The sequence below is a fragment of the Streptomyces sp. A18 genome, assembly GCF_059026065.1.
In genome coordinates, this window is sequence record NZ_JBWLKL010000026.1 from 68,504 (window position 1) to 93,907 (window position 25,404).

General features: G+C 70.6%; 23 protein-coding genes and 2 pseudogenes. 10 read left to right on the forward strand and 15 right to left on the reverse strand.

The window, feature by feature from the left end; translation table 11 throughout:
- Position 1: 1 nt before the first annotated feature.
- The 4 genes and pseudogenes from AC5P1C_RS30625 to AC5P1C_RS30640 form a co-directional block, all read right to left on the reverse strand.
- Positions 2 to 2,248, reverse strand: a complete 2,247-nt coding sequence (locus AC5P1C_RS30625; protein WP_493869232.1) for an NHLP family bacteriocin export ABC transporter peptidase/permease/ATPase subunit — start codon at positions 2,246 to 2,248, stop codon at positions 2 to 4.
- A gap of 35 nt (positions 2,249 to 2,283) precedes the next feature.
- The gene (locus AC5P1C_RS30630; protein WP_493869192.1) at positions 2,284 to 3,090 is read right to left on the reverse strand and encodes a biotin/lipoyl-containing protein; all 807 of its coding nucleotides are present in this window, start codon (positions 3,088 to 3,090) and stop codon (positions 2,284 to 2,286) included.
- Between the two features lie 95 nt (positions 3,091 to 3,185).
- Positions 3,186 to 3,413, reverse strand: a complete 228-nt coding sequence (locus AC5P1C_RS30635; RefSeq protein WP_493869193.1) for a type A2 lantipeptide — start codon at positions 3,411 to 3,413, stop codon at positions 3,186 to 3,188.
- Between the two features lie 492 nt (positions 3,414 to 3,905).
- Positions 3,906 to 4,112: pseudogene (locus AC5P1C_RS30640) on the reverse strand (TauD/TfdA dioxygenase family protein); the annotation flags it as partial.
- A gap of 106 nt (positions 4,113 to 4,218) precedes the next feature.
- Between AC5P1C_RS30640 and AC5P1C_RS30645 the strand changes: the two are divergent.
- Positions 4,219 to 4,677: an RrF2 family transcriptional regulator gene (locus tag AC5P1C_RS30645; protein WP_493869194.1), complete on the forward strand. Its 459-nt coding sequence runs from the start codon at positions 4,219 to 4,221 to the stop codon at positions 4,675 to 4,677.
- A gap of 59 nt (positions 4,678 to 4,736) precedes the next feature.
- On the opposite strand, the gene AC5P1C_RS30650 is transcribed toward AC5P1C_RS30645, so the two are convergent.
- Positions 4,737 to 4,958, reverse strand: coding sequence for a hypothetical protein (locus tag AC5P1C_RS30650; protein WP_493869195.1), 222 nt, complete (start codon positions 4,956 to 4,958; stop codon positions 4,737 to 4,739).
- Between the two features lie 217 nt (positions 4,959 to 5,175).
- Between AC5P1C_RS30650 and AC5P1C_RS30655 the strand changes: the two genes are divergently transcribed.
- The 3 genes from AC5P1C_RS30655 to AC5P1C_RS30665 all read left to right on the forward strand — a co-directional run bounded on the left by AC5P1C_RS30655 (position 5,176) and on the right by AC5P1C_RS30665 (position 8,333).
- On the forward strand, positions 5,176 to 6,381 hold the full coding sequence (locus AC5P1C_RS30655; RefSeq protein WP_493869196.1) for an acyl-CoA dehydrogenase family protein: 1,206 nt from the start codon (positions 5,176 to 5,178) through the stop codon (positions 6,379 to 6,381).
- Positions 6,382 to 6,448: 67 nt separating this feature from the next.
- Positions 6,449 to 7,231 (forward strand): thioesterase family protein, encoded by a 783-nt coding sequence (locus AC5P1C_RS30660; RefSeq protein WP_493869197.1) that lies wholly within the window; start codon positions 6,449 to 6,451, stop codon positions 7,229 to 7,231.
- 280 nt (positions 7,232 to 7,511) lie between these two features.
- Positions 7,512 to 8,333 (forward strand): endonuclease I family protein, encoded by an 822-nt coding sequence (locus AC5P1C_RS30665; RefSeq protein WP_493869198.1) that lies wholly within the window; start codon positions 7,512 to 7,514, stop codon positions 8,331 to 8,333.
- Positions 8,334 to 8,452: 119 nt separating this feature from the next.
- Here AC5P1C_RS30665 and AC5P1C_RS30670 read toward each other — a convergent pair whose 3' ends face one another.
- Genes AC5P1C_RS30670 through AC5P1C_RS30680 form a run of 3 tightly spaced genes read right to left on the reverse strand, consistent with a single transcriptional unit; the run spans position 8,453 to position 11,028 of the window.
- On the reverse strand, positions 8,453 to 8,830 hold the full coding sequence (locus tag AC5P1C_RS30670) for a nuclear transport factor 2 family protein (RefSeq protein WP_493869199.1): 378 nt from the start codon (positions 8,828 to 8,830) through the stop codon (positions 8,453 to 8,455).
- Positions 8,831 to 8,878: 48 nt separating this feature from the next.
- Positions 8,879 to 9,856 carry a 2-hydroxyacid dehydrogenase gene (locus AC5P1C_RS30675; protein WP_493869200.1) on the reverse strand — a complete coding sequence of 326 codons (978 nt, stop codon included), beginning with the start codon at positions 9,854 to 9,856 and terminating at the stop codon, positions 8,879 to 8,881.
- Positions 9,853 to 11,028, reverse strand: a complete 1,176-nt coding sequence (locus tag AC5P1C_RS30680; RefSeq protein WP_493869201.1) for a lactate 2-monooxygenase — start codon at positions 11,026 to 11,028, stop codon at positions 9,853 to 9,855. The genes AC5P1C_RS30675 and AC5P1C_RS30680 overlap by 4 nt, the downstream gene beginning before the upstream one ends.
- A gap of 134 nt (positions 11,029 to 11,162) precedes the next feature.
- Between AC5P1C_RS30680 and AC5P1C_RS30685 the strand changes: the two genes are divergently transcribed.
- Positions 11,163 to 12,362, forward strand: coding sequence for a PucR family transcriptional regulator (locus AC5P1C_RS30685; RefSeq protein ID WP_493869202.1), 1,200 nt, complete (start codon positions 11,163 to 11,165; stop codon positions 12,360 to 12,362).
- 64 nt (positions 12,363 to 12,426) lie between these two features.
- On the opposite strand, the pseudogene AC5P1C_RS30690 reads toward AC5P1C_RS30685, so the two are convergent.
- Positions 12,427 to 12,732, reverse strand: a pseudogene (locus AC5P1C_RS30690) (LLM class flavin-dependent oxidoreductase); the annotation flags it as partial.
- Between AC5P1C_RS30690 and AC5P1C_RS30695 the strand changes: the two are divergent.
- Positions 12,722 to 13,162: a glutathione S-transferase C-terminal domain-containing protein gene (locus AC5P1C_RS30695; protein ID WP_493869203.1), complete on the forward strand. Its 441-nt coding sequence runs from the start codon at positions 12,722 to 12,724 to the stop codon at positions 13,160 to 13,162. The pseudogene AC5P1C_RS30690 and the gene AC5P1C_RS30695 overlap by 11 nt on opposite strands.
- A gap of 42 nt (positions 13,163 to 13,204) precedes the next feature.
- On the opposite strand, the gene AC5P1C_RS30700 is transcribed toward AC5P1C_RS30695, so the two are convergent.
- Both AC5P1C_RS30700 and AC5P1C_RS30705 read right to left on the reverse strand, forming a co-directional pair.
- Positions 13,205 to 15,166, reverse strand: coding sequence for a M13 family metallopeptidase (locus AC5P1C_RS30700; RefSeq protein ID WP_493869204.1), 1,962 nt, complete (start codon positions 15,164 to 15,166; stop codon positions 13,205 to 13,207).
- Between the two features lie 60 nt (positions 15,167 to 15,226).
- Positions 15,227 to 15,367, reverse strand: a complete 141-nt coding sequence (locus tag AC5P1C_RS30705; protein WP_493869205.1) for a hypothetical protein — start codon at positions 15,365 to 15,367, stop codon at positions 15,227 to 15,229.
- Positions 15,368 to 15,524: 157 nt separating this feature from the next.
- Between AC5P1C_RS30705 and AC5P1C_RS30710 the strand changes: the two genes are divergently transcribed.
- Together AC5P1C_RS30710 and AC5P1C_RS30715 are read left to right on the forward strand one after the other, a co-directional pair.
- The gene (locus AC5P1C_RS30710) at positions 15,525 to 16,670 is read left to right on the forward strand and encodes a S1 family peptidase (protein ID WP_493869206.1); all 1,146 of its coding nucleotides are present in this window, start codon (positions 15,525 to 15,527) and stop codon (positions 16,668 to 16,670) included.
- Positions 16,671 to 16,851: 181 nt separating this feature from the next.
- Entirely contained in the window at positions 16,852 to 17,832 is a 981-nt protein-coding gene (locus AC5P1C_RS30715) for a DUF3048 domain-containing protein (RefSeq protein WP_493869207.1), read from the forward strand.
- 84 nt (positions 17,833 to 17,916) lie between these two features.
- On the opposite strand, the gene AC5P1C_RS30720 is transcribed toward AC5P1C_RS30715, so the two are convergent.
- Positions 17,917 to 20,145 carry an MMPL family transporter gene (locus AC5P1C_RS30720; protein WP_493869208.1) on the reverse strand — a complete coding sequence of 743 codons (2,229 nt, stop codon included), beginning with the start codon at positions 20,143 to 20,145 and terminating at the stop codon, positions 17,917 to 17,919.
- Positions 20,146 to 20,514: 369 nt separating this feature from the next.
- Here AC5P1C_RS30720 and AC5P1C_RS30725 point away from each other — a divergent pair, with 369 nt between their 5' ends.
- Both AC5P1C_RS30725 and AC5P1C_RS30730 read left to right on the forward strand, forming a co-directional pair.
- Positions 20,515 to 21,654: a hypothetical protein gene (locus tag AC5P1C_RS30725; RefSeq protein ID WP_493869209.1), complete on the forward strand. Its 1,140-nt coding sequence runs from the start codon at positions 20,515 to 20,517 to the stop codon at positions 21,652 to 21,654.
- 210 nt (positions 21,655 to 21,864) lie between these two features.
- Positions 21,865 to 22,893 carry a tetratricopeptide repeat protein gene (locus AC5P1C_RS30730; RefSeq protein ID WP_493869210.1) on the forward strand — a complete coding sequence of 343 codons (1,029 nt, stop codon included), beginning with the start codon at positions 21,865 to 21,867 and terminating at the stop codon, positions 22,891 to 22,893.
- Between the two features lie 9 nt (positions 22,894 to 22,902).
- Here the strand turns inward: AC5P1C_RS30730 and AC5P1C_RS30735 are convergent, their stop codons facing one another.
- The 3 genes from AC5P1C_RS30735 to AC5P1C_RS30745 form a co-directional block, all read right to left on the reverse strand.
- Positions 22,903 to 23,298, reverse strand: a complete 396-nt coding sequence (locus tag AC5P1C_RS30735) for a PPOX class F420-dependent oxidoreductase (RefSeq protein WP_493869211.1) — start codon at positions 23,296 to 23,298, stop codon at positions 22,903 to 22,905.
- Between the two features lie 67 nt (positions 23,299 to 23,365).
- Complete coding sequence (locus AC5P1C_RS30740) at positions 23,366 to 23,731, reverse strand: iron chaperone (protein WP_493869212.1); 366 nt, start codon at positions 23,729 to 23,731, stop codon at positions 23,366 to 23,368.
- Between the two features lie 55 nt (positions 23,732 to 23,786).
- A complete protein-coding gene (locus tag AC5P1C_RS30745) occupies positions 23,787 to 25,187 on the reverse strand; it encodes a helix-turn-helix domain-containing protein (RefSeq protein ID WP_493869213.1) in 1,401 nt (466 codons plus the stop codon).
- Between the last annotated feature and the right edge of the window lie 217 nt (positions 25,188 to 25,404).

The following is a 25,404-nucleotide window of genomic DNA, read 5'->3' on the forward strand; positions in this document are numbered from 1 at the left end:
CTCAGTGCTCCTTGACCAGGTCGGCGTAGGGTCCGCCGGCGGCGACGAGGTGTTCGTGGCGTCCGCGTTCCACGACCTGGCCGTGGTCGAGGACGACGATCTCGTCGCTGTCGCGCACGGTGCTCAGGCGGTGCGCGATGACGACGCAGGCGCAGCCGCGGCGGCGCAGGTTGTCGATGATGACCTGCTCGGTCTGGGCGTCCAGGGCGCTGGTCACCTCGTCGAGCACGAGGATGCTGGGGCGGCGGACCAGGGCCCGCGCGATCTCCAGACGCTGGCGCTGCCCGCCGGAGAAGTTCCGGCCGTCCTGCTCGACGCGGCCGTGGATGCCGCCGGGCCTGCGGGCCACGATGTCGAACAGGCAGGCGTCCTTGAGCGCGGTGACGACGGCGTCGTCCGGGATGGAGGGATCCCACAGCGCGACGTTGTCACGAATGGTGCCCTCGAAGAGGAAGACGTCCTGGTCGACGAAGGACACGGACGCGGCGAGCGCACCGCGCGGGATGTCCTCCAGGCGCTGCCCGTCGATGCGGATCGTGCCCTCCCAGGGGCTGTAGAGCCCTGATATCAGCCGGGAGACGGTCGACTTGCCGCTGCCGGAGCCACCGACGAGCGCGACCTGCTGGCCGGGGCCGACCGAGAGGGAGAAACCCGTCAGGAGCGGCTTGTCCAGAGGGCTGTAGCCGAAGGTGATGTCGTCGAGCGTGACGTGACCCTTGAGCCGGCGGGTACTCGCGGCCGGTTCGGGGCGCGAGTAGAGGGTGTCGACGGGGAAGTTCTCGACGTCCTTGAGACGGGCGACGTCGGCGCCGAAGTCCTGGATGCGGCCCGCGACGCCGTTCAGACGGGTGATCGGCGCGGTGAAGCGGGTGACCAGGGCCTGGAACGCGACGAGCAGACCGATCGACAGGTGCCCCTCCACCGCGCGTAGGCCGCCGATCCACAGGATCAGTGCGCTGTTGAGGGTCGCGAGGGTCGGTGCGACGACTCCCAGCCAGGCGCTGGGCACACCGAGGCGCTGCTGCTCCTCCAGAGTGGTGGCGTGCTGCCCGGCCCACCGCCGGAAGTAGCCGTTCTCGCCGCCGGTCGCCTTCATCGTCTCGATCAACTGCAGGCCGGTGTACGAGGTGTTGGTGAGCTTGGCGCTGTCGGCGCGCAGCTTCTGGGTGCCGGTGGCCCGCAGCCGGATGACGATGCGCATCGCGACGATGTTCAGGAGCGCGATACCGACACCGACGAGGGTGAGTTGGGGATCGTACGTCCACAGCAGGGCCGCGTAGAGGAGCACGACGATGCCGTCGACGCCTGCGGCCGTGAGGTCGCGGGCCAGCGTCTCGGCGACGGCGTCGTTCGACGCGAGCCGCTGGACGAGGTCGGCGGGGCTGCGCTGCGCGTAGAACGTGACGGGCAGACGCAGCAGATGGCGCAGGAAGCGCGCGCTGCTGAGGGTGGAGGAGATGATGCGGCCGCGCAGCAGGTTGGCCTGTTGCAGCCAGGTGAGGACCACCGTGAGCGCCACCATCGCGCCCATGGAGGCGAACAGGGCGCCCAGCAGGGAGGTCTGATCACCTATCAGGAACAGGTCGATGTACGTGCGGCTGAGCGCGGGAAGCGCCGCGCCGACCGCGACGAGCAGCAGGCTGGCGAAGAGCGCGGCGAGCATGGTGCCCGTGGTGCCGCGCAGCCGGGCGGGCATCGCTCGCATGATGCCGGGCTTGCGGCCTCCGGGCCGGAAGTTCTCGCCCGGTTCGAGCACGAGGACGACGCCGGTGAAGCTGGTGTCGAAGTCTTCCGAGGGGACGAAGCGACGGCCCTTGTCCGGGTCGTTGATGTAGATGCCGCGGCGGCCGAAGCGTCGCCCCATGCCGTCGTAGACGACGTAGTGGTTGAACTCCCAGAAGAGGATCGCGGGCGCCTTCACCTCGGCGAGCGCGGCCGGCTCCATCTGCATGCCCTTGGCGGTGAGGCCGTAACTGCGCGCCGCCTTCAGGAGGTTGCTGGCCCGGGAGCCGTCGCGCGAGACGCCGCAGGCGATGCGCAGCTCCTCCAGCGGGACGTGCCGTCCGTAGTGGGCGAGGACCATGGCGAGGGCGGCGGCACCGCACTCCACGGCTTCCATCTGCAGGACGGTGGGTGTACGGACGGTCTTCTGCCGCTTGCCCTTGGACGCGGGGCGCGGCGCTGATCGGCGGCGGCTGCGCTGCGGGGGCTCGGGGCGGTGCCTGCGTCGGCCGCCGGGGGGCGGCAGTTGCTGCTGGTGTTCCGGGGAGGGGTGCGGTGCGGTCACGGAAGCAGCCAATCGATCGGGCGCTGCTCGGCGAGGTGGAAGGCGCCGGTGGCCAAGGTCATGGAGTGGAGCGCGAAGGGCGGTCCGCCCGCGGTCGACCACTTGTAGCCGGACTTGGTGCTCGGCGAGGCTTCCAGGCGCACGAGGACGGCCACGGGCGGCCCGTCCTTGGTGAACTGCCCGGCCAGTTCCTTGTCGCCGAGGAACCCGCTGATCTTCTGTTCGCTCTGGGCGGCTCGCCCGATCGCCTTCACACGGCCCCGCAGCATCCCGTACTCCTGCGTGGGAACGGACTGGACGGTGAGGTCGACCGAGGAGCCGACGGGAACGGTGGCCGCGCTGTCCGCGGGTACGTAGAGCATGGCGAGGAGGGGGTCGTCGGCGCCCGAGACGCGCTCGACGGTCGCGACGTCGGCGCCGGTGGTGACGACGGTGCCGATCCTGGCGACCAGCGTGGTCACCCGGCCCGCGGCGATGGAGCGTACGACCCGGTCGCCTTTGTCCGTACGGACTTTGAGCACGGGAGCGCCGGCGGCGAGCTGCTTGCCCTCTTCGGCCACGACGCTGGTCACCTGTCCGGTGACGGGGCTCTGCAGGACGTAACTGCCCTGGCCGTGGGTGAGGATGCCGGGTGCCTTGAGTGTGGAGGCGATCGAGCCGGTCACGGCCCAGACGCTCGCTGCGGCCATGACCACGACGGTGACGGCGAGTACGAGCAGGCCCTGGGGTCGGGCGTAGCGCACCGGCAGGTCGAGTTCCTCGGGCGACTGCAGCTTGGACAGGGCCTGTTGGCGGAACTGCACGGGGCTCTTCCCTTACCTTGCCTACGGCGTCCGTGAGCCCCGGAACTGGATGTTCCGGGGCTCACGGATCAATGGTGTCTCAGTGAGTTCGAGACTCAGAGACCGGCGACCGTGCTGGTGGCCAGGCCCGCGATGGGGGCCGTGTTCAGGCCGGTGGTGCCCTCGACGATGCCGACGGCCGTGCCGACGGTGGAGGAGACGGGGGCGATCGAGTCGACGGCGCCGGTCACGGTGCCGACGGCGTTGGCGGAGAGGCCACCCGAGACGTTGTCGAGGTCGGCGTCGGAAATCTCGAGGGTCTCGACCTGGGGGGTGTAGTTCATGGTGTGAGCTGCCCTTCTCATGAATGTTGCAAAGGTGTTTCCAACACTGCGGAACTTGATGTGCGAATTCCGCGGTGGCCAGGATCAAAGCACGTTCGCACGTCGTACATCCAATCGACGAGGCGCCGACCGGCGACGCTTGTGGCATCGAATCACCGCTGCGTGCAGGCATGTTCACCGCGCAGGGGCAGCTCCTTCACAAGATTCACAGAAGGGAATCCGGCGAGCGGAAGGACTCCCTCCAACAAAGCGGACACACGCGCACGAAAACGCAAGTTCTGTGGTCAATACACAGGAGCTTTCCGTGCGCCGGGCACCGAATGGCGTGACTGGACTGCGCATTCGATGTGCAGGTTCATTGAAGGCGTGCCGAATCGTCGCCGAAGGGGACACCGGGACGTTCCGCGACCGCGCCGTCGGTGGACGCACCGGAAGCGATCCCGTGGCCGGGCTCCAGCACCGACTCCGGGGCGAGCAGCACGGATCCGTGACCGCGGTGAACACTTTGCGGCGCTGTTCGAGCGCCGCGGAGGGGGCGGCGGGTGGCCGCTTACTCGTAGCCGTTGGTGTGCACGCCGCGCACGCCGCCGGCGAGAATCCGCAGCGGCTCGGGCAACTCCTGGTACGCACGGCGGTGTTGGACCACAGGGTGTTGCCGCCGTACGGCGGGATGACCTCGGCGCGGAGGATGGAGAACGCCGCCCGCTTCACGACCCTGCGATGAGCCCGGCGCCCGGCTGTTGATGCCGACGCCCGTGACCAGGGGCGATACGTTCCGTTCCGGGCGGTGCAGCATAATGCGGCCATGCGGATCTCAGCCAGGGCGGACTACGCGGTACGTGCCGCGCTGCAACTCGCCGCGCGCCAGGACGACGGGCCGCTGAAGGCCGAGGCCATCGCGGACGCCCAGGAGATCCCGCACAAGTTCCTCGAAGGCATCCTCAACGACATGCGGCGCGGCGGGCTCGTCCTCAGTCAGCGCGGCGGCAACGGCGGCTACCGCCTGGCCAGGCCCGCCGACAGCATCAGCATCGCCGACGTCATCCGCGTGGTGGAGGGGCCCCTGGTGTCGGTGCGCGGCGTACGCCCTCCGGAGCTGGCCTACAGCGGGCCCGCCGAATCGCTGCTGCCGCTGTGGATCGCCCTGCGGGCGAATGTCCGCCAGATCCTCGAAGGTGTGTCCCTGGCCGATGTCGCGGGCGCCGAACTGCCCGCCACTGTCACGGCACTCGCGGCGGATCCCGCGGCGTGGACGAATCCTTAGTGTGCGCATCCGCCCCAAGAGTCCGCCCCAAGTGCCCGCCCCAAGTGCGCGAATCCGCCCTAGCGCCGGTTGCGCGGGTGATTGCGCGCCACGCGCTCGTTGCCGTGCTTGTACGCACCCGTCCAGCGGGCCATCACCAGTTGGGCGTCGCCCGACTCGACCTCGGCGATGAACTTCTCGGCGCGCCCACCCCGCAGCGTGCCGGCCGCGCGGCCGTGGTGGGTGATCGTCACGGTGCCGTCGGGATGCCGCTCGTAGGTGAATCCTGAAGGTCTTGGCATGTTCGGATGCTAGGCAGCCGGACTGTCGTTCCGTAATTGAATTTCGGTGCGTCCTGGGGGTCATCGGCCGGAAGGACCCATGGTGGAGCAGCCTCTGCCATTCCACTGTGCGAGATGCTGCGGTCCACTCCTTGAACACGCCCTTGCTGCTACAGGAGTTCACACCCAGTATTCCTATGAATCAGGTAGGGAAACTAGGAATCTGTGAGGCGTCCCCGTGACAACGCTGATCTCATCCGCCTCGCCGCGCGTCGTCCGGGAACTCGCCGACGACCTCGCCGTCGACGCGGACCTGCGCGACCGGGCGGGCAAGCCTCCGCTCGACGAAGTCTCACGGCTGCGTGAGGCGGGACTGCCCGCGCTGCTGACGCCGACCGGCCAGGACGGCTCGGGCGGGCGGGGCAGCGACTGGCGTACGGCGTGTACGGCGGTACGAGACATCGCGGCGGCGGACAGCTCCATCGCCGAACTCCTCGCGCACCACCACGCCCTGTCATGGAGTCCGCGCCTCTTCGGGACGCCCGACGAAGCCGCCGCGCTCGAACTGCGCGCCGTACACGAGCAGTGGCTCTGGGGCGGTGACATCGATCTGCCCGACGCGCAGACCGGCACGAGCCTCACGCTCACCCCGGCCGCCGACGGCTACGTCCTGCACGGCAGGCGGCCCCTGACCGCGGGCGTCACCGTCGCGGACCGGCTCGTCCACACGGCGCGGCGCACGGACAACGGCGAGTGGGTGGTCGTGCACGTGGACCCGGCCCACCCCGGCGTCGGTGCCGAACCCGCGCACGACCTGCTCGGCCAGCGCCTCAGCGGCGCGGGCGCCGTCAGTTACGACGACGTACCGGTGGCCGCGCACCAGGTGCTCGGCGCTGTCCCCGTCGATGAGCACGAGATCTCCCCCTTCACCGCACTCGCACCGCTGACCCGCCGCCTTCTCCTGGTCCAGGTCGGCCTGGGCAACGCGGAAGGCGCCCTGGCCGAGGCGCGGGACATCAGCCGCGCCCTGCCGCGCCCCGGCCCGTTGACCGCTCTCGACACCGGCGGGGACTGCGGGCCGCCGCCCACCGACCCCTATCTGCTGCTCGCCTACGGCGAGTTGGCGACGGCCGCGCACAGCGCCTCGGCGGTGGTGGAACGCGCGACGCAGGCCCTGGCCCTGGGCCTGGAGGCGGGACGCGCCCTGGGCGCCGACGAGCGTGCCGACATCGCGTTCCTCGTGGGTGCGGCCGAAGCGGTCACCGCGCAGTCCGCGCTGCACATCACCACCCGCGTCCTCGAACTCACCGCCGACGCGCCCTCCCCGTCGACCGATCCGGGCCTCGACCGCTTCTGGCGCAACGCCCGCGCCCTGACGGCCCACAGCTCCGCCGCGCACCGCCTGCGCGACATCGGGGAGCACTACCTGAACGGGCTTCACTGACCACAAGTACGATCATTGCTTACCGGCGAGCCGTACCGCGCCCGCAAGGCCGAGAGGTAAGCACCCGTTGAAGACCGGCAGCTACTACGAACCCATCGACGAGTTCCGCTACAAGCCCACGCCCCACGTCGGCGGTGCCTGGGCCACGGACGAGCAGCACTTCAGCCCGCTCGGCGGACTCATCATCCACGCCATCGACCGGTATCTGGCCGCCCAGCCGGACAACGGCCTGGTCCTTTCCCGGATCAGCTTCGACATCCTCGGGCGCCTCGCCCTCGACGAGTGCGAGATCCGGGTGGAGACCGTCCGGCCCGGCCGCACCATCGAACTGGTCGAAGCCGTCGTGCTCATGGCCGGTCGTCCGGTGGTACGAGCCCGGGGCTGGCTCCTCGGCTCCTTCGACACCAGCGCCGTCGCCGGCGGCGGCGCGGACCCACTCACCCCTCCCGAGGCGCTCTCGCCCTGGCCGATGGCCTCCGTGTGGCCCGGCGGGTACATCGCGTCCCTGGACGTCCGCCCGCTCGCACCCCCGCAGCCGGGCCGCACGACGGCGTGGATCTCCACGGACCTCGACCTCGTCGCGGGGCAGATCGCGAGCCCGCTGGCGTCCTACGTCGCGCTCGTCGACACCGCGAACGGCATCGCCGTACGCCAGTCGCCGACCGCCTGGATGTTCCCGAACGTCGACCTCACCGTCCACCTGCACCGTCAGCCCGAGGGGAACTGGACGGGACTCGACACCACGGTGACATTCGGACCCACCGGCCAGGGCATCACCAGCACTGTCCTGCACGACGTCTCCGGTCCCGTCGGACACGCACAGCAGATGCTCACGGTCCGCCCCCTGTAGACGACCGCCTGGGCAGTTGGGGCAGGGGTACGGCCGGGTCGACGTCGGTGAGCACGCGGCGGCCACCCGCCGTGCTCGACGGCGTACGCACGTCCTGATTCAGCACGTTCGCGCCGCATGTCGCGTCCATGACATCGTCACACAGTCGACCCACAACGTTCATACAGTGATGCGCCCACCCGTGCCACTCTCCCGTTGGCCCACTTGTCAACTCGCGTAGAACGCAGGACCTGTTGAAGGGTTTTGCGGTGCGCGAGACTCCGGGAGAGGACACCCCCACATGCCCGTCCCTCACATACGTCGCTGGAAACCGCTGGCCATGACGGCCGCCGCGCTTCTCGTCGGGATCACCGTCCCGGCCGCCGCCGACGCCACGACCACGGCCCCCACGCCGACCGCGGCATCCGTCGGCGCCTATGACGACACGTACTACAAGGACGCGCTCGGCAAGACCGGTCCGGAACTGAAGAGCGCCCTGCACACGATCATCAGCGACCAGACCAAGCTGTCGTACGACCAGGTCTGGGACGCCCTGAAGGTCACCGACGAGGACCCGGCCAACGGCAGCAACGTGATCCTCCTCTACACCGGCCGCTCGCAGAGCAAGGACAGCAACGGCGGCGACCCCGACCAGTGGAACCGTGAGCACGTGTGGGCCAAGTCGCACGGCGACTTCGGCACCGCGACCGGTCCCGGAACCGACATCCACCACCTGCGCCCGACCGACGTCTCGGTCAACAGCACCCGCGGCAACAAGGACTTCGACAACGGCGGCAGCGAGGTCGGTGAGGCGCCGGGCAACTACACCGACTCCGACTCCTTCGAGCCGCGTGACGCCGTCAAGGGCGACGTGGCCCGGATGATCCTCTACATGGCCGTGCGCTACGACGGCGAGGACGGCTTCGCCGACCTCGAGCCCAACGACAAGGTCTCCAACGGCAGCGCCCCCGCCATCGGGCGGCTCTCCGTCCTGAAGCAGTGGAGCGACGAGGACCCGCCGGACACGTTCGAGAAGAACCGCAACCAGGCGATCTACGACGAGTTCCAGCACAACCGCAACCCGTTCGTCGACCACCCCGAGTGGGTCGGAGCGATCTGGTAGAGCGTTCACTCGCCACGGCACCACGGCGACGGCCTGTGGTGGCAGCGGCCCGACTCGGGCCGCTGCCACCACGCGTGGCTGACGGGCCGACCGCGGTCACGCCCGCGCGGACCGCCCGGTCACACCCGCCGCACGTACGCGGCGCGCCACTCGGGGGACGGGTCCGATCCCGGCTCGGTCCAGTACTCGCGACCATCGACGATCTTCCCGGCCCGAACCGTCCAGAACGACACCACGCGGTGGATGCCCGTGGCGTCGTGCGGGACTTCCACCTCGGACACCACCACTTCGCCGTCCGCCACGATCCGCAGCACCCGGATCGACCAGCCTTCCGGATACTCCGCGTTGACCGCCACGAAGTTCGCCGGGCCCTCGATCCGCTCGCCGCTGACCGGCCACTCGACCACCAGGTCCTCGGCGAGCAACTCGCCGAGCCCCTCCCAGTCCCGCGCCTCCATGCGCGCCCACAGCCCCTCGACAACCTTCGCTGATTCCATGGGCGCGCATTCTGGCAGGCACCACTGACAACACCCGTGACCCTTGGGTCAGTTGACGACGTCCCCCAGCGGCTTGCCCTCCAGGTGGCCCGCTACGTTCTGGATCGCCGCGAGGCCGATGCGGACCAGGGTCTCGCGGGTGACGCCCGCTACGTGCGGGGACAGGACGACGTTCGGTGCCTTCAGGAGGCGCAGTGCCGCCGTGGGCGGTTCGGGGTCGAAGACGTCAATGCCCGCACCGGCCAGCGCGCCCGCCGTGAGCGCGTCGGCGAGGGCGTCCTGGTCGATGAGCGCGCCCCGCGCCGTGTTGATGACGAACGCCGTCGGCTTCAGGAGGGCGAGGCGCTCGGCGTCCAGGAGGTTGCGGGTCCGGTCGGTGAGCGGGGCGTGCAGGGTGACGTAGTCGGATGTGCGGAGCAGCTCGTCGAGTTCGACGTGGCGGGCGCCGCCGAGGCGGGCCTCCGTCTCCGCTCCCAGCGAACGCGGTCCCGCGTAGACGATGCTCATGTCGAACACCACCGCGCGGCGCGCGACTTCCTCGCCGATGTGGCCGAGGCCCACGATGCCCAGCGTCTTGCCGGAGAGCTCCGTGATGGACTGCTGGAGGCGCGGCAGCGCCCAGTCGGCCTCGGTGAGGGCGGTGTGCGCGGGGATCAGCTGCTTGGCGAGGGCGAGCATGAGGGCGAAGGTCTGCTCGGCCACGTTCTGCTTCTCGGCGCCGCTCGAACCGATCGAGCAGACGGAGACGGAGCGAGCGCGGGCCGCGTCCACGTCGACGTAGTCGAAGCCGTGGCTGGCGCACTGGACGACTTCCAGATCCGGGGCCACCGCGAGGTGTTCGGCGGTGACGGGCGCGAGGCCGGTGATGATGACGTGCGCCTCGCGGAGGGCGGCCGGGTCCTCGTCGGCCGATTCCACGACGGTCACGTGCGCCGTCCCCGGAAGCAGCCCGGCGAGGGCGCCTCCCGCCGCGCGGCCGCCCACGTGGGGCGAGACAATGGCGAGGACGTTCTTCACGGCGGTCATGCGGTCTCCTCGATCAGGTCGTCGGGGGTAAGGGTGGCTGGCCCCGCGTGCCCGGACAAGGCCAGGGTGAGGTCGAGTTCGGCCAGCAGACAGCGGATGACGTGGTCGACGCCCGCCTGTCCGTCGAGGCCGAGCCCATAGGCGTACGGCCGTCCCACGAGCACGGCATCGGCGCCGAGCGCGAGCGCCTTGAAGATGTCGTCGCCGGTGCGGATGCCGCTGTCGAACAGGACGGAGAGCCGGTCACCGACCGCCTCCACGACGCGGGGCAGGGCATCGGCCGCCGCGACGGACCCTGCGACCTGGCGGCCGCCGTGGTTGGAGACCACGACCCCGTCCATGCCCGCGTCGGCGGCGCGGCGCGCGTCGTCCGGGTGCAGGATGCCCTTGAGCACGATCGGGCCGTCCCAGTTCTCACGCAGGAACGCCAGGTCGGGCCAGGTCTTCGCGGGGTCGGCGAACATGCCGACGAAGTGCATCACCGCCGCGTTCGGGTCCTCGTGCACCGGCTTGGCAAGTCCCGCCTGGAACGCGGGGTCACTGAAGTAGTTGGCGGTGCCCACGCCGTGCAGGAAGGGCAAGTACGCCTGGTCGAGGTCGCGCGGACGCCAGGCGAGGAGCGGTGTGTCGAGCGTGACGACCAGCGCCGTGAAGCCCGAGGCCTTCGCCCGGTCCAGGAAACTCTTCGTGACGTCACGGTCCTTGGCCCAGTACAGCTGGAACCACCGCTGCGCGTCCCCCATCTCCTTGGCGACCTGCTCCATGGGGGTGCTGGACGCCGAGGACAGGATGTACGGGACCCCGCGGGCCGCGGCGGCGCGCGCCGCGGCGGATTCGCCCTCCGGGTGCATGATCGACAGGACGCCGACGGGTGCCAGGGCGAGCGGCGCGGGCAGCCGGTGCCCGAGCACCTCCACGGAAAGGTCCCGTTCGTGGACGTCACGCAGCATGCGCGGCACGATCCGGCGCCGTTCCAGTGCCTCGCGGTTGGCGCGGGCCGTGCTCCCCTTGCCCGCGCTGCCGGAGACGTACCCGACGGGGCCTGGACCGAGCCGCTGCTCGGTCAGCTCCTCGAGGCGGGTCAGGTCGGTGGGCAGGCGGGGTACGGCGCCCGTCATGCCGTTGAGATAGATCTCGTACTGGAAGTCCGCCCAGTTCGGCGTCGTCGTCATGTGGTGGGTCCCGTCCGGTGGCCGTGAGACTGCGTGAGACAAGCACACAGGCACTGTCTACCCGACGATCCTTGCCACTGTGACAAGCCCCGTCCATGGCCGTACGCACCCTTTTCCGATGGCACTATCACCCTGTGACAAACAAGCGGGATCGCGTCCGGCAGGAACTCCTGGCCGATCCCCGCCTCGTCGAGGCGGTCGTCGACGCGGTGCACGAGCAGGTTCCGGCGTACAAGGCACTCGACGGCAACAGGTTTCCCGAGGTTCGGGCCATCGCGGCCTGGGCGACGGACCGCCTTCTCGCACACTGGGTCACGGACGGCACGATCGCCGACGCCGATCTGCGGCGCTTCCGGGGGATCGCGGCGGCGCGCGCGGCGGACGGCCGCCCCCTGCAGGCCGTGCTGCGCGCCTACCGCGTCGCGGCGGCGGTGCTCGCGGACGAGGTCGCCGCCCGCGCGCCGCTCCTGTCCGCGAAGGACGCCTTCGCCCTCGCACAGCTGCTCCTCACGGCCATGGACACCATCTCCGAGGAGATGACGACCGCGTACGCGGCCACCAGTGAGCGCCTCACGGGCGACCGCGACAGGTCACTCCAGCTGCTGCTCGACGATCTGATCGCGGGCCGCCACGCCTCGTTGGGCGCACTCAGCGCGAGGGCGTCGCGCCTGGGCGTGCAACTCCCTGAACGGTACTGCCTGTTGGTCGCGGAGCCGGTGGACTCCAGCGCCCTGGACGGCGGTTCCTCCGACATCTCCCTCACCACGTCGACCGGCCTGCTCGCGGCCCTCGGTGGCGGCGGGGGCGCCCGGGGAACGTCCCTGGCGACGACACACGGTTCACGCGCCGTGCTGCTCCTTCCGGCCGCGTCCGCCGACGCCGTCCCGGAAGTCCTGCACCGGCACATCTGGCGCGGCTGCGTGATCGCGGGTGAGAGCCTGGACCGCGTGGCGGTCGCCCACCGGCTCGCCGCGGGCGCCCTGGACACCGCTCCCCCGCACGCGCATCGCACCGACCGGGTACTCACCGACGCCGACGCGCACGTCCTCGCGCTGCTCGCGGGCCACCCCGTGGTGAGCCCCGACCAGGTCGGCCGCATCGTCCTCGGCCCGCTCGTGGACCGCGCCCAGCGCCACCTCCTGGAAGCCCTCACCGCGTACATCGACACCGGCTCCGCCAATGCCGCGGCCCGCGAACTGCACCTCCACCCCCAGTCCGTGCGCTACCGCCTGCGCCGCGTCCGTGAGCTCACATCGCGCGACCCCCAGGACCCCTGGCAGCGCCTCACGCTGGACATCGCCCGCACGATCGTGCTCGGCGGGCGGAACGGGTAGCCGTCCGCCGGGCGCGTGGAGACGCCCGGCGGACCGCGGGGGTCATCTGCGCCGCCACTCCTCCGTGGTAGTTCGCGGCGAACGGCAGGCCGCGCCGGCCCCCGACGTCCGCGCTCTCGCCCCCGCTGCTGCCCAGGACCCACACCTGGATGTCGGCGCCCTCACCGGGGGCGACGTGCGCTTCGATGCCGTCCGCCGAGCGTGTACCGGCCACGCCCGGGTTGAGGTGATGCTCGGCGAACCAGTAGCGGGCGTACCCGAATCGCTCGGTCTGCCGGGCCAGGTCGATGGAGTTGTGCAGCGCCCCGGCCGCGGTGGAGCCCGACGAGATCGGGACCAGGTCGAGGACACCGAGAGGGATGGCTGACATGTTCGGGGTCCTCCTCAGTGGTCGGCGGAGAGAACGGGCTCAGGGAAGCGGGCCTCGGGGGACTTGGGCGCCCCGGCGTCACACCCCCGACATCCTGCGCGACCTCACCGGCCGACTCGCCGCGCACGGCGGCGGCCCGCTCCCCCTCCTGCGCCCACCGGCCCTGGCGGCACGGATCGACGCCTGGCACGCACTGCTCGCAGGACCGCTCACCTCCGCCACGCTGACTCGGCTCGACCAGCGCCTCGCCTCTCACCCGTACCTCGTGGGCGACGAACTCACCGCGGCGGACGTGGACTTGTGGGCTCGGCTCGTCCACCTCACCCCGGACACGACCGCGGGCACTGCCACTGACGCCTACCCCGGTGTGCACGCCTACGCACCCCGCCTGCGCGACGACCACCCGGCCTTCGGCACCAACCACCCATAACCGCAGGTGGCCGCGGCGAGGACGCCGCGGCCACCCCTGACATCACCAGATCCTGACGCGCTCCGCACGGTCCAGCCAGAGCCCGTCGCCGGCCACCGTCCCGAACGCCTCGTGGAACTCGTCGAGGTTGCGCACGATGTTCGCCCGGAACTCGGGCGGCGAGTGCGGGTCGATGGTGAGGTACTGCTGCTCCTGCTCCTTGCGGCGCTTGGTGCGCCAGCAGTAGGCCCAGTTCATGAAGAGCCGCTGGGAACCGGTCGGCCCTTCATCCTCCGGCACCGGTTCGCCGTCGAGCGCGATCTTGTACGCCGTGTGCCCGATGGTCAGGCCGCCCAGGTCGCCGATGTTCTCGCCCACCGTGAGCGAGCCGTTGACGGACTCGCCGGGGAGGTTGCGGGGCGAGAAGGCGTCGTACTGCTTGACCAGCGCCTTCGACTTCGCCTCGAACGCGGTCTTGTCGGCCGCGGTCCACCAGTCGTTGAGGTTGCCCGCTCCGTCGTACTGCGCGCCCTGGTCGTCGAAGCCGTGGCCGATCTCGTGGCCGATGACCGAGCCGATGCCGCCGTAGTTCTCGGCGGGGTCGGCGTCGGGCGAGAAGAACGGCTTCTGCAGGATGCCCGCGGGGAAGCAGATCTCGTTCGTGCCCGGGTTGTAGTACGCGTTGACCGTCTGCGGCAGCATGAACCACTCGTCGCGGTCGACCGGGGAGCCGATCTTGGCGAGCTGCCGGTCGGACTCGAAGGCGTCGGCCGCCTGCGCGTTGCCCAGGAGATCGTCGGTGGAGACTTCGAGCGCCGAGTAGTCGCGGAAGGTGTCCGGGTAGCCGATCTTGGGACGGAACGTGGCGAGCTTCTCGTACGCCCGCTCCTTCGTCTCGTCCGTCATCCAGTCCAGGCGGGCGATCGACTGACGGTAGGCCTCAAGAAGGTTCGCGACGAGGTCGTCCATCATCGCCTTGGAGCTCGGCGGGAAGTGCCGCGCCACGTACTCCTTGCCGACGGCCTCGCCGATGGAACCCTCGACGAAGGCGACCGCACGCTTCCAGCGGGCGCGCAGTTCGGGAGTGCCGTTCAGGGTGCGGCCGTAGAACTCGAAATTGTTCCGGACGAACGCGTCCGTGAGGTAGGGCGCGCACGTGCGAAGGACCCGGACCATCGCCCAGTCACGCCACTGCTCGATCGGCACCTCGTCAAGGACCGCGGACAGGTGACGGAAGTAGGACGGCTGGCGGACGCACGTCTCGGCGATGGTGGCGTCCGAGCCGCCGAGCCCCTCGGCATAGCCGCGCCAGTCGAAGTGCGGCGCCAGGGTGAGCAGTTCGTGCAGCGTGAGGAGGTTGTAGGTCTTCTGTACGTCACGGGTCTCGGCCCGCTCCCAGTGGCCCGCGGCGAGGCGGGTCTCCAGGGCGAGCACCGCCTGCGCGGCATCGGCGGGCGATGCGTGCTGCCCGAGCGTGAGGAGCTCGGTGAGGTAGCCGACGTACTTCTCGCGGATCTCGGCGAACTTCTCTTCGCGGTAGTACGACTCGTCGGGCAGGCCGATGCCGCCCTGGAGGACGTTGAAGAGGTAGCGGTCGGAGTTGCGGTCGTCCGAGTCGATGTAACTGCCGAAGAGACCGGAGCCGCCGATCCGCTCGAAGCGGCCGAGGAACGCCGCGAGCGCCCGGGTGTCCCGCAGCCCCGCGACCTCGTCGATCAAGGGCTGTGCCGGGGCGAGCCCTCGGGCGGCGATCGTCTCCTCGTTCATGAAGGAGGCGTACAGCGTGGCGATCTTGCGCGCGTCATCCGGGACGGCGCCGGACGAAGCGGCCGACGCCAGGTCCTGGATGATCACCTTCACTTGTTCCTCGGCCGTGTCGACCAACTGCACAAAGGGGCCCCAGCTCGAACGATCCTCGGGGATTCGCTCGGTCTCCAGCCAGTGACCGTTGACGTGGCCGAACAGGTCGTCCTGCGGCCGGATCTCAGGGTTCATGCCCGCGCGGGCGTCATCCAGCATGCTCATTCACGCACCCTACGCGGACACCGCGCCCGAGCACGATCCGCTGCGACCGCCGACCTCGCCTCAGCCCGCGCCGGACTCCCGCAGATGCCGCGCCGTCACCGTCCCACCCTCGGCCACCAGGGACGCGGGCGTGCTCGTGAACACCACTTGACCGCTGTCGTGACCGTCTCCGAGGCCGATGAGCCAGTCGGCGTGCGCCACCACCGCCAGGTTCCGGCATCAATTGCCGCCCGGGAGCGCCCGGTTGGTATGGACATGACCGCCAGGGCACTTCTATGCTCCGCCTGAACTCATCGTGAGAGCGCTCTCATCACCCTGTTCCTCCCCACCCCGATGGAACGACAGAAAGGGCACTGCCATGAGACGCAGAACCGGAGTGCGCATCGCCTTCTCCTCCTTACTCCTGGCCGGCACCTGGGCCAGCGCCTCGCTCGCCCCCACCGCGAGCGCCGCCCCCGCCCCCACCGCTCCCCCGGCCTCCACCGGCATGCTCACCGCAATGCAGGACGACCTCGGGCTCACCGCGAGCCAGGCGCGCGCCCGCCTCGCCGCCGAGAAGACCGCGATCCGCGTCGACCGCGCCGCGCAGCGCACGGCCGGGGCCACCTACGCCGGCTCCTGGTACGACGCCGACACCGGCAAGCTGACCGTCGCCACCACCAGCGCGCGCAAGACCGACGCCCTGCGCGAGACCGGCGCCACCGTCCGCGTGGTCCGCCACAGCGCGAAGGAACTGGATGCCGCCAAGGAACGCATCGACTCCCTGCCCGCGCCCAAGGGCATCAGCAGCTGGCACGTGGCACCGCGCAGCAACAAGGTCGTCGTGAACGTCGTCGCCGCTCAGAAGGACGACAACGATGTCCGGCGCTTCGTCGACCGCGCCCGGAAGGCGGGCCCCGTCGAGGTCGACACGGTCGGCGAGGCGCCGAGCACCTTCGCCGCCGGGACCGTCGGCGGCGACCCCTACTACACCGGCAACGTCCGCTGTTCCATCGGCTTCTCGGTGCACGGCGGGTTCGTCACCGCGGGCCACTGCGGGCAGGCGGGAGCCGGGGTGCGCGGCTGGGACGGTTCGAACATCGGCAGCTTCCAGGGCTCCTCGTTCCCCGGCGACGACTACGCGTACGTCAGCGTGGGCAACGGCTGGTGGACCGTCCCGGTGGTGCTCGGCTGGGGCACCGTCCCCGACCAGCTCGTCCGCGGTTCGGCCGAGGCCCCGGTGGGCGCGTCGGTCTGCCGCTCCGGCTCCACCACGCACTGGCACTGCGGCACCGTGCTCGCCAAGAACGAGACCGTCAACTACAGCCAGGGCGCCGTCCATCAGATGACCAAGACCAGCGTCTGCGCCGAACCGGGTGACTCCGGCGGCTCGTTCATCAGCGGCGACCAGGCCCAGGGCGTCACGTCGGGCGGCTGGGGCAACTGCAGCGGCGGTGGCGAGACCTGGCACCAGCCGGTCAACGAGATCCTCGGGCGCTACGGCCTGACCCTGCACACCGCCTGACGGCGGCGGACCGCGCCGGGCCCGCGGGAGGGCCCGGCGCGTACGCCGCCGTGGTGAGTCCTGGCGGCTGGATGGCCCTAACCGGGTTCGGCGCGGGCGCCCCTGAGGAAGGACTGCCGCTGCCACTGCCAGGAACGACTGGTCCCGGAACCGCGTGTTCGGGGACGAACGGAGAACCGCGATGACAGCATCCGCCGGGGCCCGGCGCCGCACCCGCATCGGCACGAGGCTCATCGCCACGGTCGCCGTCGGCGCGCTCACCATGGGAGCCGCGTACGAGGGCGCACCGGCGGACGCCGCCGCACCGCCGCGCGACCGGTCGCCCTTCACCGGCAAGGCGGCGGATCAAGGCCCGGTCCTCGCGGTGAAGTTCGACAACGCGCGCCTGGCACGCCCGCACACCGGTCTCGCTCAGGCGGACATCGTCTACGTGGAGAAGGTCGAGGGCGGCATGAGCCGCCTGATGGGGGTGTACTCAAGCCGCCTGCCGAAGCACATCGGCCCGGTGCGCAGCGCCCGCGAGTCCGACGTCGAACTGCTGCGGCAGTTCGGCCGTCCGGCCCTCGCCTACTCGGGGGTGCGCAGCTCGCTCAGCAAGATGCTCAGGGAGTCACCGCTCTACGCCCGCTCGCACGACCGCGTCCCGAGCGCCTACTTCCGCAACGGCGACCGTCCCGCCCCGCACAACCTCTTCGTCCGCCCCAAGTCCCTGCTCCGCTCGGCCCCGAAGGCCGATCACGCCACCGACATCGGCTTCCGGTTCGGCCCTGCCCCGGCGGGCGGCTCCCCCGCCACGGCACGGACCGTGCGTTACACGTCGGCCAGCCACACCTTCCGCTGGTCGCCGCGGCAGCGCCGCTGGCTCGCGTCCTTCGACGGGGCCCCGGCCCGCAGCACGTCGGGGGCGCGCCTCGGCGCCAAGACGATCGTGATCCAGCACGTGGACATGCCGCCGTCGCGCTACAAGGACGTCAACGGCGCCGCGACCCCGTACATCGAGACGATCGGCAGCGGCAGGGCGACCGTCCTGCGCGGCGGCAAGGCGTACAAGACCCACTGGAAGAGGTCGAGCGCCACGGGCGGCACGACCTTCACCCGCCCCAACGGAGAGCGGATGCCGTTCGCGCCCGGCCAGGTGTGGATGGTCTTCGCCGACCGCTGAGCGGGCGGGCCGGGACAGGCGTCAGCCCGGTGACCGAGATCGGTCACCGGGCTGACGGCGCGGCTCCTCACGGAGCCTCGGTGCTCAACCGCGTACGGACTCGAGCTCCCGCTCCTGGTCGTCGTGGCGCGCCGTCGGGACGTCGCCGAGCTGCTTGTGCAGCTTCTCGCCCTCCACGTCGACGTTCGGCAGCAGCCAGTCGAGCCACTTCGGGAGCCACCAGGCCGACTTGCCGAGGAGGGCGAGTACGGCGGGGACTATCGCCATGCGAACGACGAAGGCGTCGAAGAGGACGGCGATGGCCAGGCCGAAGCCCATCATCTTGATCATGTCGTCGTTCTCCATGATGAAGCCGGAGAAGACGCTGATCATGATGACCGCCGCAGCCGCGACGACCCGCCCGCCGTGTGTGAAGCCGGTGACGACGGCCTCGCCGGGGCGCGCCCCGTGGACGTACGCCTCACGCATGCGCGTCACGAGGAACACTTCGTAGTCCATCGCGAGGCCGAAGACCACGCCGATCATGAAGATCGGCATCATGCTCATGATCGGGCCCGGCTGGTCCACGCCGACGATGTCGGCGAGCCACCCCCACTGGAAGACCGCGACGACGGCGCCGAGCGCGGCGGCCACCGAGAGCAGGAAGCCGAGCGCCGCCTTGAGCGGCACGAGGACCGAGCGGAAGACCAGCATCAGGAGCAGGAAGGCCAGGCCGACGACGAGCCCGAGGTAGGGCAGCAGCGCGTCGTCCAGGGTCTGCGAGAAGTCGATGGTCATGGCGGTCGCGCCGGTGACCAGGACCTCGGAGTTCGTCTTGTCCCCGAGACCGTCGACGGTCGAGCGGATCTCCTTGACGACGCCCTCGGTCTTGTGGTCGCTCGGACCGGTCTTCGGTACGACATTGAAGATCGCGGTGTCATCGGCCTTGTTGCCGTTCGCCGGCGCGACGGCGGCGACACCGTCGATCTTGGCGATCTCCTTGCCGACGGTGTCGGCAGCGGCGGCTGCGCCCTTGTCCTTGTCGGTGTCGACCGTGACCATCAGCGGGCCGTTGAACCCGGCGCCGAAGGACTCGGACAGCATGTCGTACGCCTTGCGCTGCGTGGTGTCCGGCGCCGACGTGCCCTCGTCCGGCAGTCCGAGCTCCAGGCTGGTGGCCGGTACGGCGACCACACCGAGGCCCACCACGGCGAGCAGCAGGACCGGGACCGGGCGGCGCAGCACGAAGCGTGCCCAGCGCGTGCCCAGCTTGGGCTTGGCGTTCGGATCCTGCAGCTCGCTCACGGGCTTCTTGCGGTCCTTGCGGCGCAGCACCTTCTTGCCCGCGAAGCCGAGCAGCGCGGGAATCATGGTGAGCGCGATGAGGACGGCGATCGCGACCGTGCCGGCCGCGGCAAGGCCCATCTTGGTGAGGATCGGGATGTTGACGATCGCCAGGCCGGAGAGCGCGACGATGACGGTGAGTCCGGCGAACACCACGGCGGAACCCGCGGTGCCGGTGGCTCGGCCCGCCGCCTCCTCCGGTTCACGGCCGTCGGCGATCTCCGCTCGATAGCGGGAGACGATGAACAGCGCGTAGTCGATGCCGACGGCGAGGCCGATCATCATCGCGAGCGTCGAGGTCGTGGCGGAGAGCTCGAGGACACTGCCGAGCGCCGCGATGCCCGAGATGCCGATGCCCACGCCGATGATGGCGGTCAGGAGCGGCATGCCCGCGGCGACCATCGAGCCGAAGGTGATGATCAGGACGACCGCGGAGACCGCGATACCGATGAGTTCAGCGGTGCCGCCCATCTCCTGCTCGGCCATGACGGCGTCACCGCCGGTCTCGACGGTGAAGCCCGTCTTGCGGCTGTCGTCGGTGGCCTTGGTCAGCGCGTCGCGCGACTTGTCGGTCAGCTCGGTGGCGGGCACCTTGTACGTGACGGACGCGTACGCGGTGGTGCCGTCCTTGCTGACGGCGTTGGCCTTGTAGGGGTCGGCTACCTCGGCGACCTGCGGGCCTGTGCCCAGGGTCTTGACCAGCTTCTCGACGTCGGCCTTGGGCGTGGAGTCGGTCAGCTTCTCGCCCTCGGGGGCGCGGATGACGACTCGGGCGGTGGCTCCCTCGGCGCTGGCCGCGGGGAACTTCTCGTCGAGGAGGTCGAAGGCCTTCTGGGACTCCGTCCCCGGCATGGAGAAGGAGTCTTCGGGCGGTGCGGGTGCGGCGGACGCGGAGAAGCCGACACCGACGAGCAGCACCACCCACATCAGTGCTACATAGCGGCGTCGCCGAAAGGCGAGGCGGCCCAGTTTGTAAAGGAACGTAGCCACGGCGAAAGGGACTCCCGTCGGGAAAGGCAGGCAGGGACGACTCCCCCGGCGTCGCATCGGTGCACGTCAGGGCGGTCAGCAGGTTTCCCCTCAATAGTCCAGGCCCTCGACGGCCCGGAAGTCAGACTCAGAGCCGGACTCTGCGCCCACGGGCGCTGTAGTGCCGTGCACGCCAGGTCATCCTCGGGGAGGAGATGTGGTCAGGATGTGTAGACCCCACATCACGGACCCGAGCACCGGAGGCTTCACCTCCGTACCTTTGGACACCTGTTCACCCGAGAACAACTCGCCCTCATACCACCGCAATAGGAGGGATAAGGTGTCGAGTCAGCTCTCAGATACTTGTCATCACCATCCAGGAGAACCTTCGTGACCCTTGCCATCGCGCCGTCTGAAGCCGCCGACCCGTCCGACGACACCTCGGCCGACGTGCCCATGGTCGACACCTCGGCCGACGTGCCCACGGTCGACGACCCCTCGGCGGTCCCGTCGGCCGATGTGCCCGAGCCGGTGGCCCGGGACGCCCGCGACTTCGGTGCCTACGCGCGCACCGGCGGCTGGGCCTTCGCCCTGAAGGTGGCGCGCAGTGTGCGCCCCGGCGGCCAGGGCGCCGACGAGACACCGAAGGTCTCGGCGAAGGAGTTCAGCGAGCTCGCCGGCTGCTCGGCCGAGCGCGTCATGCGCTACTACAAAGCCTGGGACAAGGCCGCTGACGATGGCCTCGTACCCCACTTCGAGGCGCTCACGCCCGGCGAGGACATCGAACTTCCGGATTCCGACGTCTGGTTGACGTACTACGCGTCCCGCTCCAGCGCCCTCACCCCGCGCGGCAACGCGATCACGGAGGCCGCCGAGGCCGAGGGCATCCGTCCCACCAAGGCCCTGGAGGTCGCCGAGAACCCCACCGCACTGCGGGCCGCGATCCTCGCCGACCCCGGGACCGCCGAGGCGGCGCGGCGCGCGCTGATGGACCGGCTCGACGAGGACCCGGCGCTGCGCACCGAGCTGGTGCGCGACATCGTGCGGACGGACGACCTCAAGAAGGCGGTCGCGGCCGAGGCCAAGGCGGGCGACCGCGTCGACTACGTCCGCCAGATCGTCGACAAGGGCCAGGTGAAGACGCCCGCGGGCCAGCTGATCGACGCGCCCGCCGAGTTGAAGGAGGAGGCCGAGCGGCACCTGTCCCTCATCGACGAGCTCGACGAGGGCGAGGACTCCGGCGAGTGGGCCCGCGAGGCGTACGACACCGTCAAGGACCTGGTCGCCCAGACCGTCCAGAGCGACCCGCAGCTGCGGGTGCAGGAGCGTCGCGCGAAGTTCTACAGCAGCCTGCAGAAGGCGACGAAGGTCTTCGAGGAGCTGACGTTCGACGACGCCGAGGTCGACGACATCTACGAGGACGACATGCTGCTGCGCCTGGAGGAGCTGCAGCAGTCGATCGCCGCGTGCATCACGGCGCTGCAGACGGCGACCGCGGGCGCGGCAGAACCCGCAGGGGACGGCGGCTGACAGCAGGTGCCGTCGGCTGCCCGGCGGCTGCCGACGGCGGAGCCCCACCCTCCGCGTACATCCCGATGATGACCATGGCTCCTCCCGTAGCCCTGGAGTCGTACGGAACGACCCATACGCGGAGGGATTCGCCGCACCCCGCCCTGCTCGTAGCTTCTTGATCAACGTACGGAGACCGACGTACGGAATTGATCGAGAGGTCATGGATCTATGCACGGCAAGGCATTTGCGCCTGAATACCAAGGCGAGTTGGGCTCGGCACTCGGGGTGAACTCCTCCTACGAGGACGTGCTGACGGCGGCGGACCGCGCTTTCTCCCAGGCGGGCACCTCCCTGGAGAGGGCGCGCGCCGCGCTCGCCCTGGCCGAGGCCAACCGGCGGCTCGGCCAGGTGGACGACGCGGGAGCCGCCTGGCGGCAGAGCTACCGCAGCGCACGCGTCGCGGGGGACGCGGGAGCCATGGCCTGGGCCCTGTGGAGCGGCGGCACGCTCGCCCGCCAGTGCGGCCAACTGCGGCTCGCCCGGCGGCTTCTGACCTGGGGGGTCGCGCTGGCCGCCGACAGCGGTGAGCGCCTCGCGCACGGCTACGCGCTCGCCGGGCTCGCCGAGACCGGCCGCATCCAGGGGGACTACGCGGCGGTGGCCGCTCTGCACGAGCAGCTGCTCGAACAGGGCCGGAAGCACGGCGAGGCGCGGCACATGGTCTGGGCGATGTCCGGCATCGCCCAGATGCGGCGGAACACCGGCGACTACGCACAGGCCCTCGAACTCTTCGAGGAGTGCGTCAGGATCGCGGCCGACGCCCAGGACGCACGGGGGCGCGCCTGGTCGCTGCGCGGGGTCGCCGATGTCCTCTCACTGCGGGGCGAGACCGAGCGGGCCCTCGCGCTGCTCTCGGAGGCGGAGGTCATCTGCCGCTCCATGGATCTGGCGAGCGCGCTCGCGTACAACCACAAGATGCGCGGCAACGTCCTTTATCGGCAAGGGAGTTACGACGCGGCGCGCGAGATGTACGCCATAGCCCTGGAGGAGTTCCGCGCCATGCGGGAGCCGCGTGGCGTGGCCCTGTCCCGGCTCGGCCTGGTCAAGTCGCGCGCCCGTCTCGGCCGTGACCGGAGCCGGACGCTGGCCGAACTCACCGAGCTGGAAGAGGACTTCGCGCGCATCGGCCTGCGGCACGCGCGGGAGACGGCCGTCGCCTTCCGGGAGGAGATGAGCGCGGAGCTGAGGGCGGCGTGACGCGGGGCGTCACACGGCGGGCGGGGTGGGCGTGATGCGGATGCCCACCGTCCCGCTCGTGCCGCGCCGGAGCTTGCTGCCGAGCAGGGTGAGGCGGCCGACCACGCCGTACTTGCGGGCGAGGAGCTTGCGGTAGCGCGCGGTCGTCTCCGGGTCGCAGATCTCGGCGGTGGCGGGGATCTGCTCGCCGGTCGGATTGCCCCGCAGGTCGCAGGGGCCGATCAGGACGTCGGCGCGGTTGCGGATCCGCTTGACCTTCCAGGAGTCCGTGGGCGTCCAGACACCGAGCGCGTCGCCGTCCTCGACGACCCAGACGGGGCTCGGCACTGGAGTGCCGCTCTTGCGGTAGCTGGTGACCAGCACGTACTTGCCGGCACCCAGCGCCGCCTGCGCCGCATCGTCCACTTGACCGCTCCAGACCTCTTGTTGACTCAGATTCGAACAACCCGTGGTGCGGATGTTACTCGCGGCCTCAGCAGACCGTGCCCCGCCGAGCTGCGGTGGCCCTCAGCAGATCGCGTACGAGGTCGAAGTCGATGTGCTCCGGCTTGCGGAAGCGCAGGCAGCCCTTGCCCATGTCGTGCGCGGCAAGGCGGTCCGCGAAGGCATCTCGGACGTCGCCGCGCATCAGGTAGAACGAGATGTACTGCTTCTGGGCGGCGAAGGCGATCTCTGCGGTGCCGTCGCGTTCGTACGCGGGCATGCCGTACGCCATGACCTCGTCGAAGCCCTTCAGCTCCGCGCGGCACAGCTCCCGCAGCCTGGTCAGGGCGTCCCTGCGTTCCCCGGTCGCCTCGGCCAGATACCCGGCCACGTCTTTCGCCTCGCTCCGCGCCATCCCCCGAGGCTACCGAGGGTCGAGGGCTTCCGGCGGGCCGGCCGGCCCCGCGGCCTCACATCGGCGGTGGCGCGGGCGCGGGACCCAGTGTCGTCGTGCCCGGCGTGGCCCGGTGGGCGAGGCCGGTGCGGTAGGCGTCCAGGGCGGCCTCCGTGCGTCCCGTGCGCCGGAGCAGATCGCCGAGGAGGCAGCACAGGCCGGCCACGTCCCCGGCCGCGCCCGCGCGTTCGAGCAGCGGCAGGGCGGCACGGTAGTGCTCCTCGGCGGCGTCCGCGTCACCGCACTCCTCCGCGATGAGGCCGAGCAGCCGGTGTGCGGCTCCCCCGTGCACCGCGCCACGCCCGGCCCGGAGTGCCGGGATGTCCGTGGCATCGGAGGACTCCGTTCCGGTGACCAGGAGCGGCCTCAGCAGCGCCTCGGCCTCCCGGATCTTGCCGCGCCGGCGCAGCACGTCCGCGAGTTCCACCTCGACCTGTTCGGCGTAGAGCGCGGCCCTCTTGGCGGTGAGCATGTCGTGTGCGGTGCGCAGTTCGCTCTCGGCGCGTTCCAGGTCGCCGTCCTGGGCGTGCACATAGCCGCGCATCCAGTGACAGTGGGCGAGCTCGGTGCGGATGTGCAGCTGCTGATAGAGGTCCTGGGCCTTGGCCAGCGAGGCGTCGGCCTCGGCGATGCGGCCCTGGGCGATGAGCGTACGGGCCACTCCGCGGTGCATCCCGGCGAGCAGCGCCGGATCGTCCACGCGCGGCGCGAGGGCGAGAGCCAGCTCGGCGGCGTGCGCGGCACGCTCGTGCGCGCCCATGTCCATGTACGGCGCGATGGAGGCCGAATAGAGGAGGAGCAGCGCGTCGGGGTCGTGCAGCCCGGAGGCGTTGAGCTGATCGAGGGCGGTCTCCAACAGGTGGCAGGCATAGCGGAGTTCGCCCGTGAGGCGGTGGGCGTTGGCGCGCCCGCGGACGGCGGGGACGCGGCGGGGCAGCGGCTCGTCGGCGAGCAGCCGCTCCACCGAGGCGAAGCACGCGTGCGCGTCGTCGAGGTCGCCGGACTCCAGGAGACAGTCACCGAGCCCGAGAAGCGCGGCGGCCTGTTCCTCCGGCAGCTCGTGCTCGACGGCTTCGGCGCACAGGGCGCGGAAGAGGGCGGCGGCGCCCTCGGGTGAGCCGGTGGCCAAGGCGCGCCGGGCGTCGGTCAGGCGCAGGCGCAGCTCCGCGGCGAGGCGGGCCGGGCGCCCGGTCGCGAGCTCCTCGGGAGTGACACCTAGGCGCTCGGCCAGGTGCCGCAGGGCCGCCTCGGAGGGCTTCACCTTGCCCGACTCCAGAGTGGAGACGTAGGCGGGCGTGTAGGCGGGTTCGGCCAACTGCCGCTGAGTGAGCCCGAGTTCCGTACGAAGGCGCAGGACGCGACGTCCGATCACCGCGGGCCCGTCGAGCCGCACGCCCCCAGATCCACTCTCCGCCATCTCTCCTCCTCCAGGTCCGAGCAGAGTCCATCAAGGCCTGATGCGGCGGGACTTGGCAGTGAGCGGCGTGAACTCACCTCTACCACCGTCCCCTTGCGTCCCGGGCATTGCCTGACGTCACCGCAGCCCCTACATTGAGCCGCGCCTTAAGCTCCCTTAACCCCCCACTTATATCGCGGACTTGCCCATCCCGAGCCCGCGCAGACCCGGGAGATCT

Coding starts and splice junctions, on each gene's coding strand:
- AC5P1C_RS30650 (WP_493869195.1), bottom strand. CDS start 4,958: ATGCCAAGACCTTCAGGATTCACCTACGAGCGGCATCCCGACGGCACC.
- AC5P1C_RS30695 (WP_493869203.1), top strand. CDS start 12,722: ATGGCTGACATGTTCGGGGTCCTCCTCAGTGGTCGGCGGAGAGAACGG.
- AC5P1C_RS30680 (WP_493869201.1), bottom strand. CDS start 11,028: ATGACGACGACGCCGAACTGGGCGGACTTCCAGTACGAGATCTATCTC.
- AC5P1C_RS30675 (WP_493869200.1), bottom strand. CDS start 9,856: ATGACCGCCGTGAAGAACGTCCTCGCCATTGTCTCGCCCCACGTGGGC.
- AC5P1C_RS30665 (WP_493869198.1), top strand. CDS start 7,512: ATGCCCGTCCCTCACATACGTCGCTGGAAACCGCTGGCCATGACGGCC.
- AC5P1C_RS30745 (WP_493869213.1), bottom strand. CDS start 25,187: ATGGCGGAGAGTGGATCTGGGGGCGTGCGGCTCGACGGGCCCGCGGTG.
- AC5P1C_RS30645 (WP_493869194.1), top strand. CDS start 4,219: ATGCGGATCTCAGCCAGGGCGGACTACGCGGTACGTGCCGCGCTGCAA.
- AC5P1C_RS30670 (WP_493869199.1), bottom strand. CDS start 8,830: ATGGAATCAGCGAAGGTTGTCGAGGGGCTGTGGGCGCGCATGGAGGCG.
- AC5P1C_RS30700 (WP_493869204.1), bottom strand. CDS start 15,166: ATGAGCATGCTGGATGACGCCCGCGCGGGCATGAACCCTGAGATCCGG.
- AC5P1C_RS30635 (WP_493869193.1), bottom strand. CDS start 3,413: ATGAACTACACCCCCCAGGTCGAGACCCTCGAGATTTCCGACGCCGAC.
- AC5P1C_RS30730 (WP_493869210.1), top strand. CDS start 21,865: ATGCACGGCAAGGCATTTGCGCCTGAATACCAAGGCGAGTTGGGCTCG.
- AC5P1C_RS30710 (WP_493869206.1), top strand. CDS start 15,525: ATGAGACGCAGAACCGGAGTGCGCATCGCCTTCTCCTCCTTACTCCTG.
- AC5P1C_RS30715 (WP_493869207.1), top strand. CDS start 16,852: ATGACAGCATCCGCCGGGGCCCGGCGCCGCACCCGCATCGGCACGAGG.
- AC5P1C_RS30740 (WP_493869212.1), bottom strand. CDS start 23,731: ATGGCGCGGAGCGAGGCGAAAGACGTGGCCGGGTATCTGGCCGAGGCG.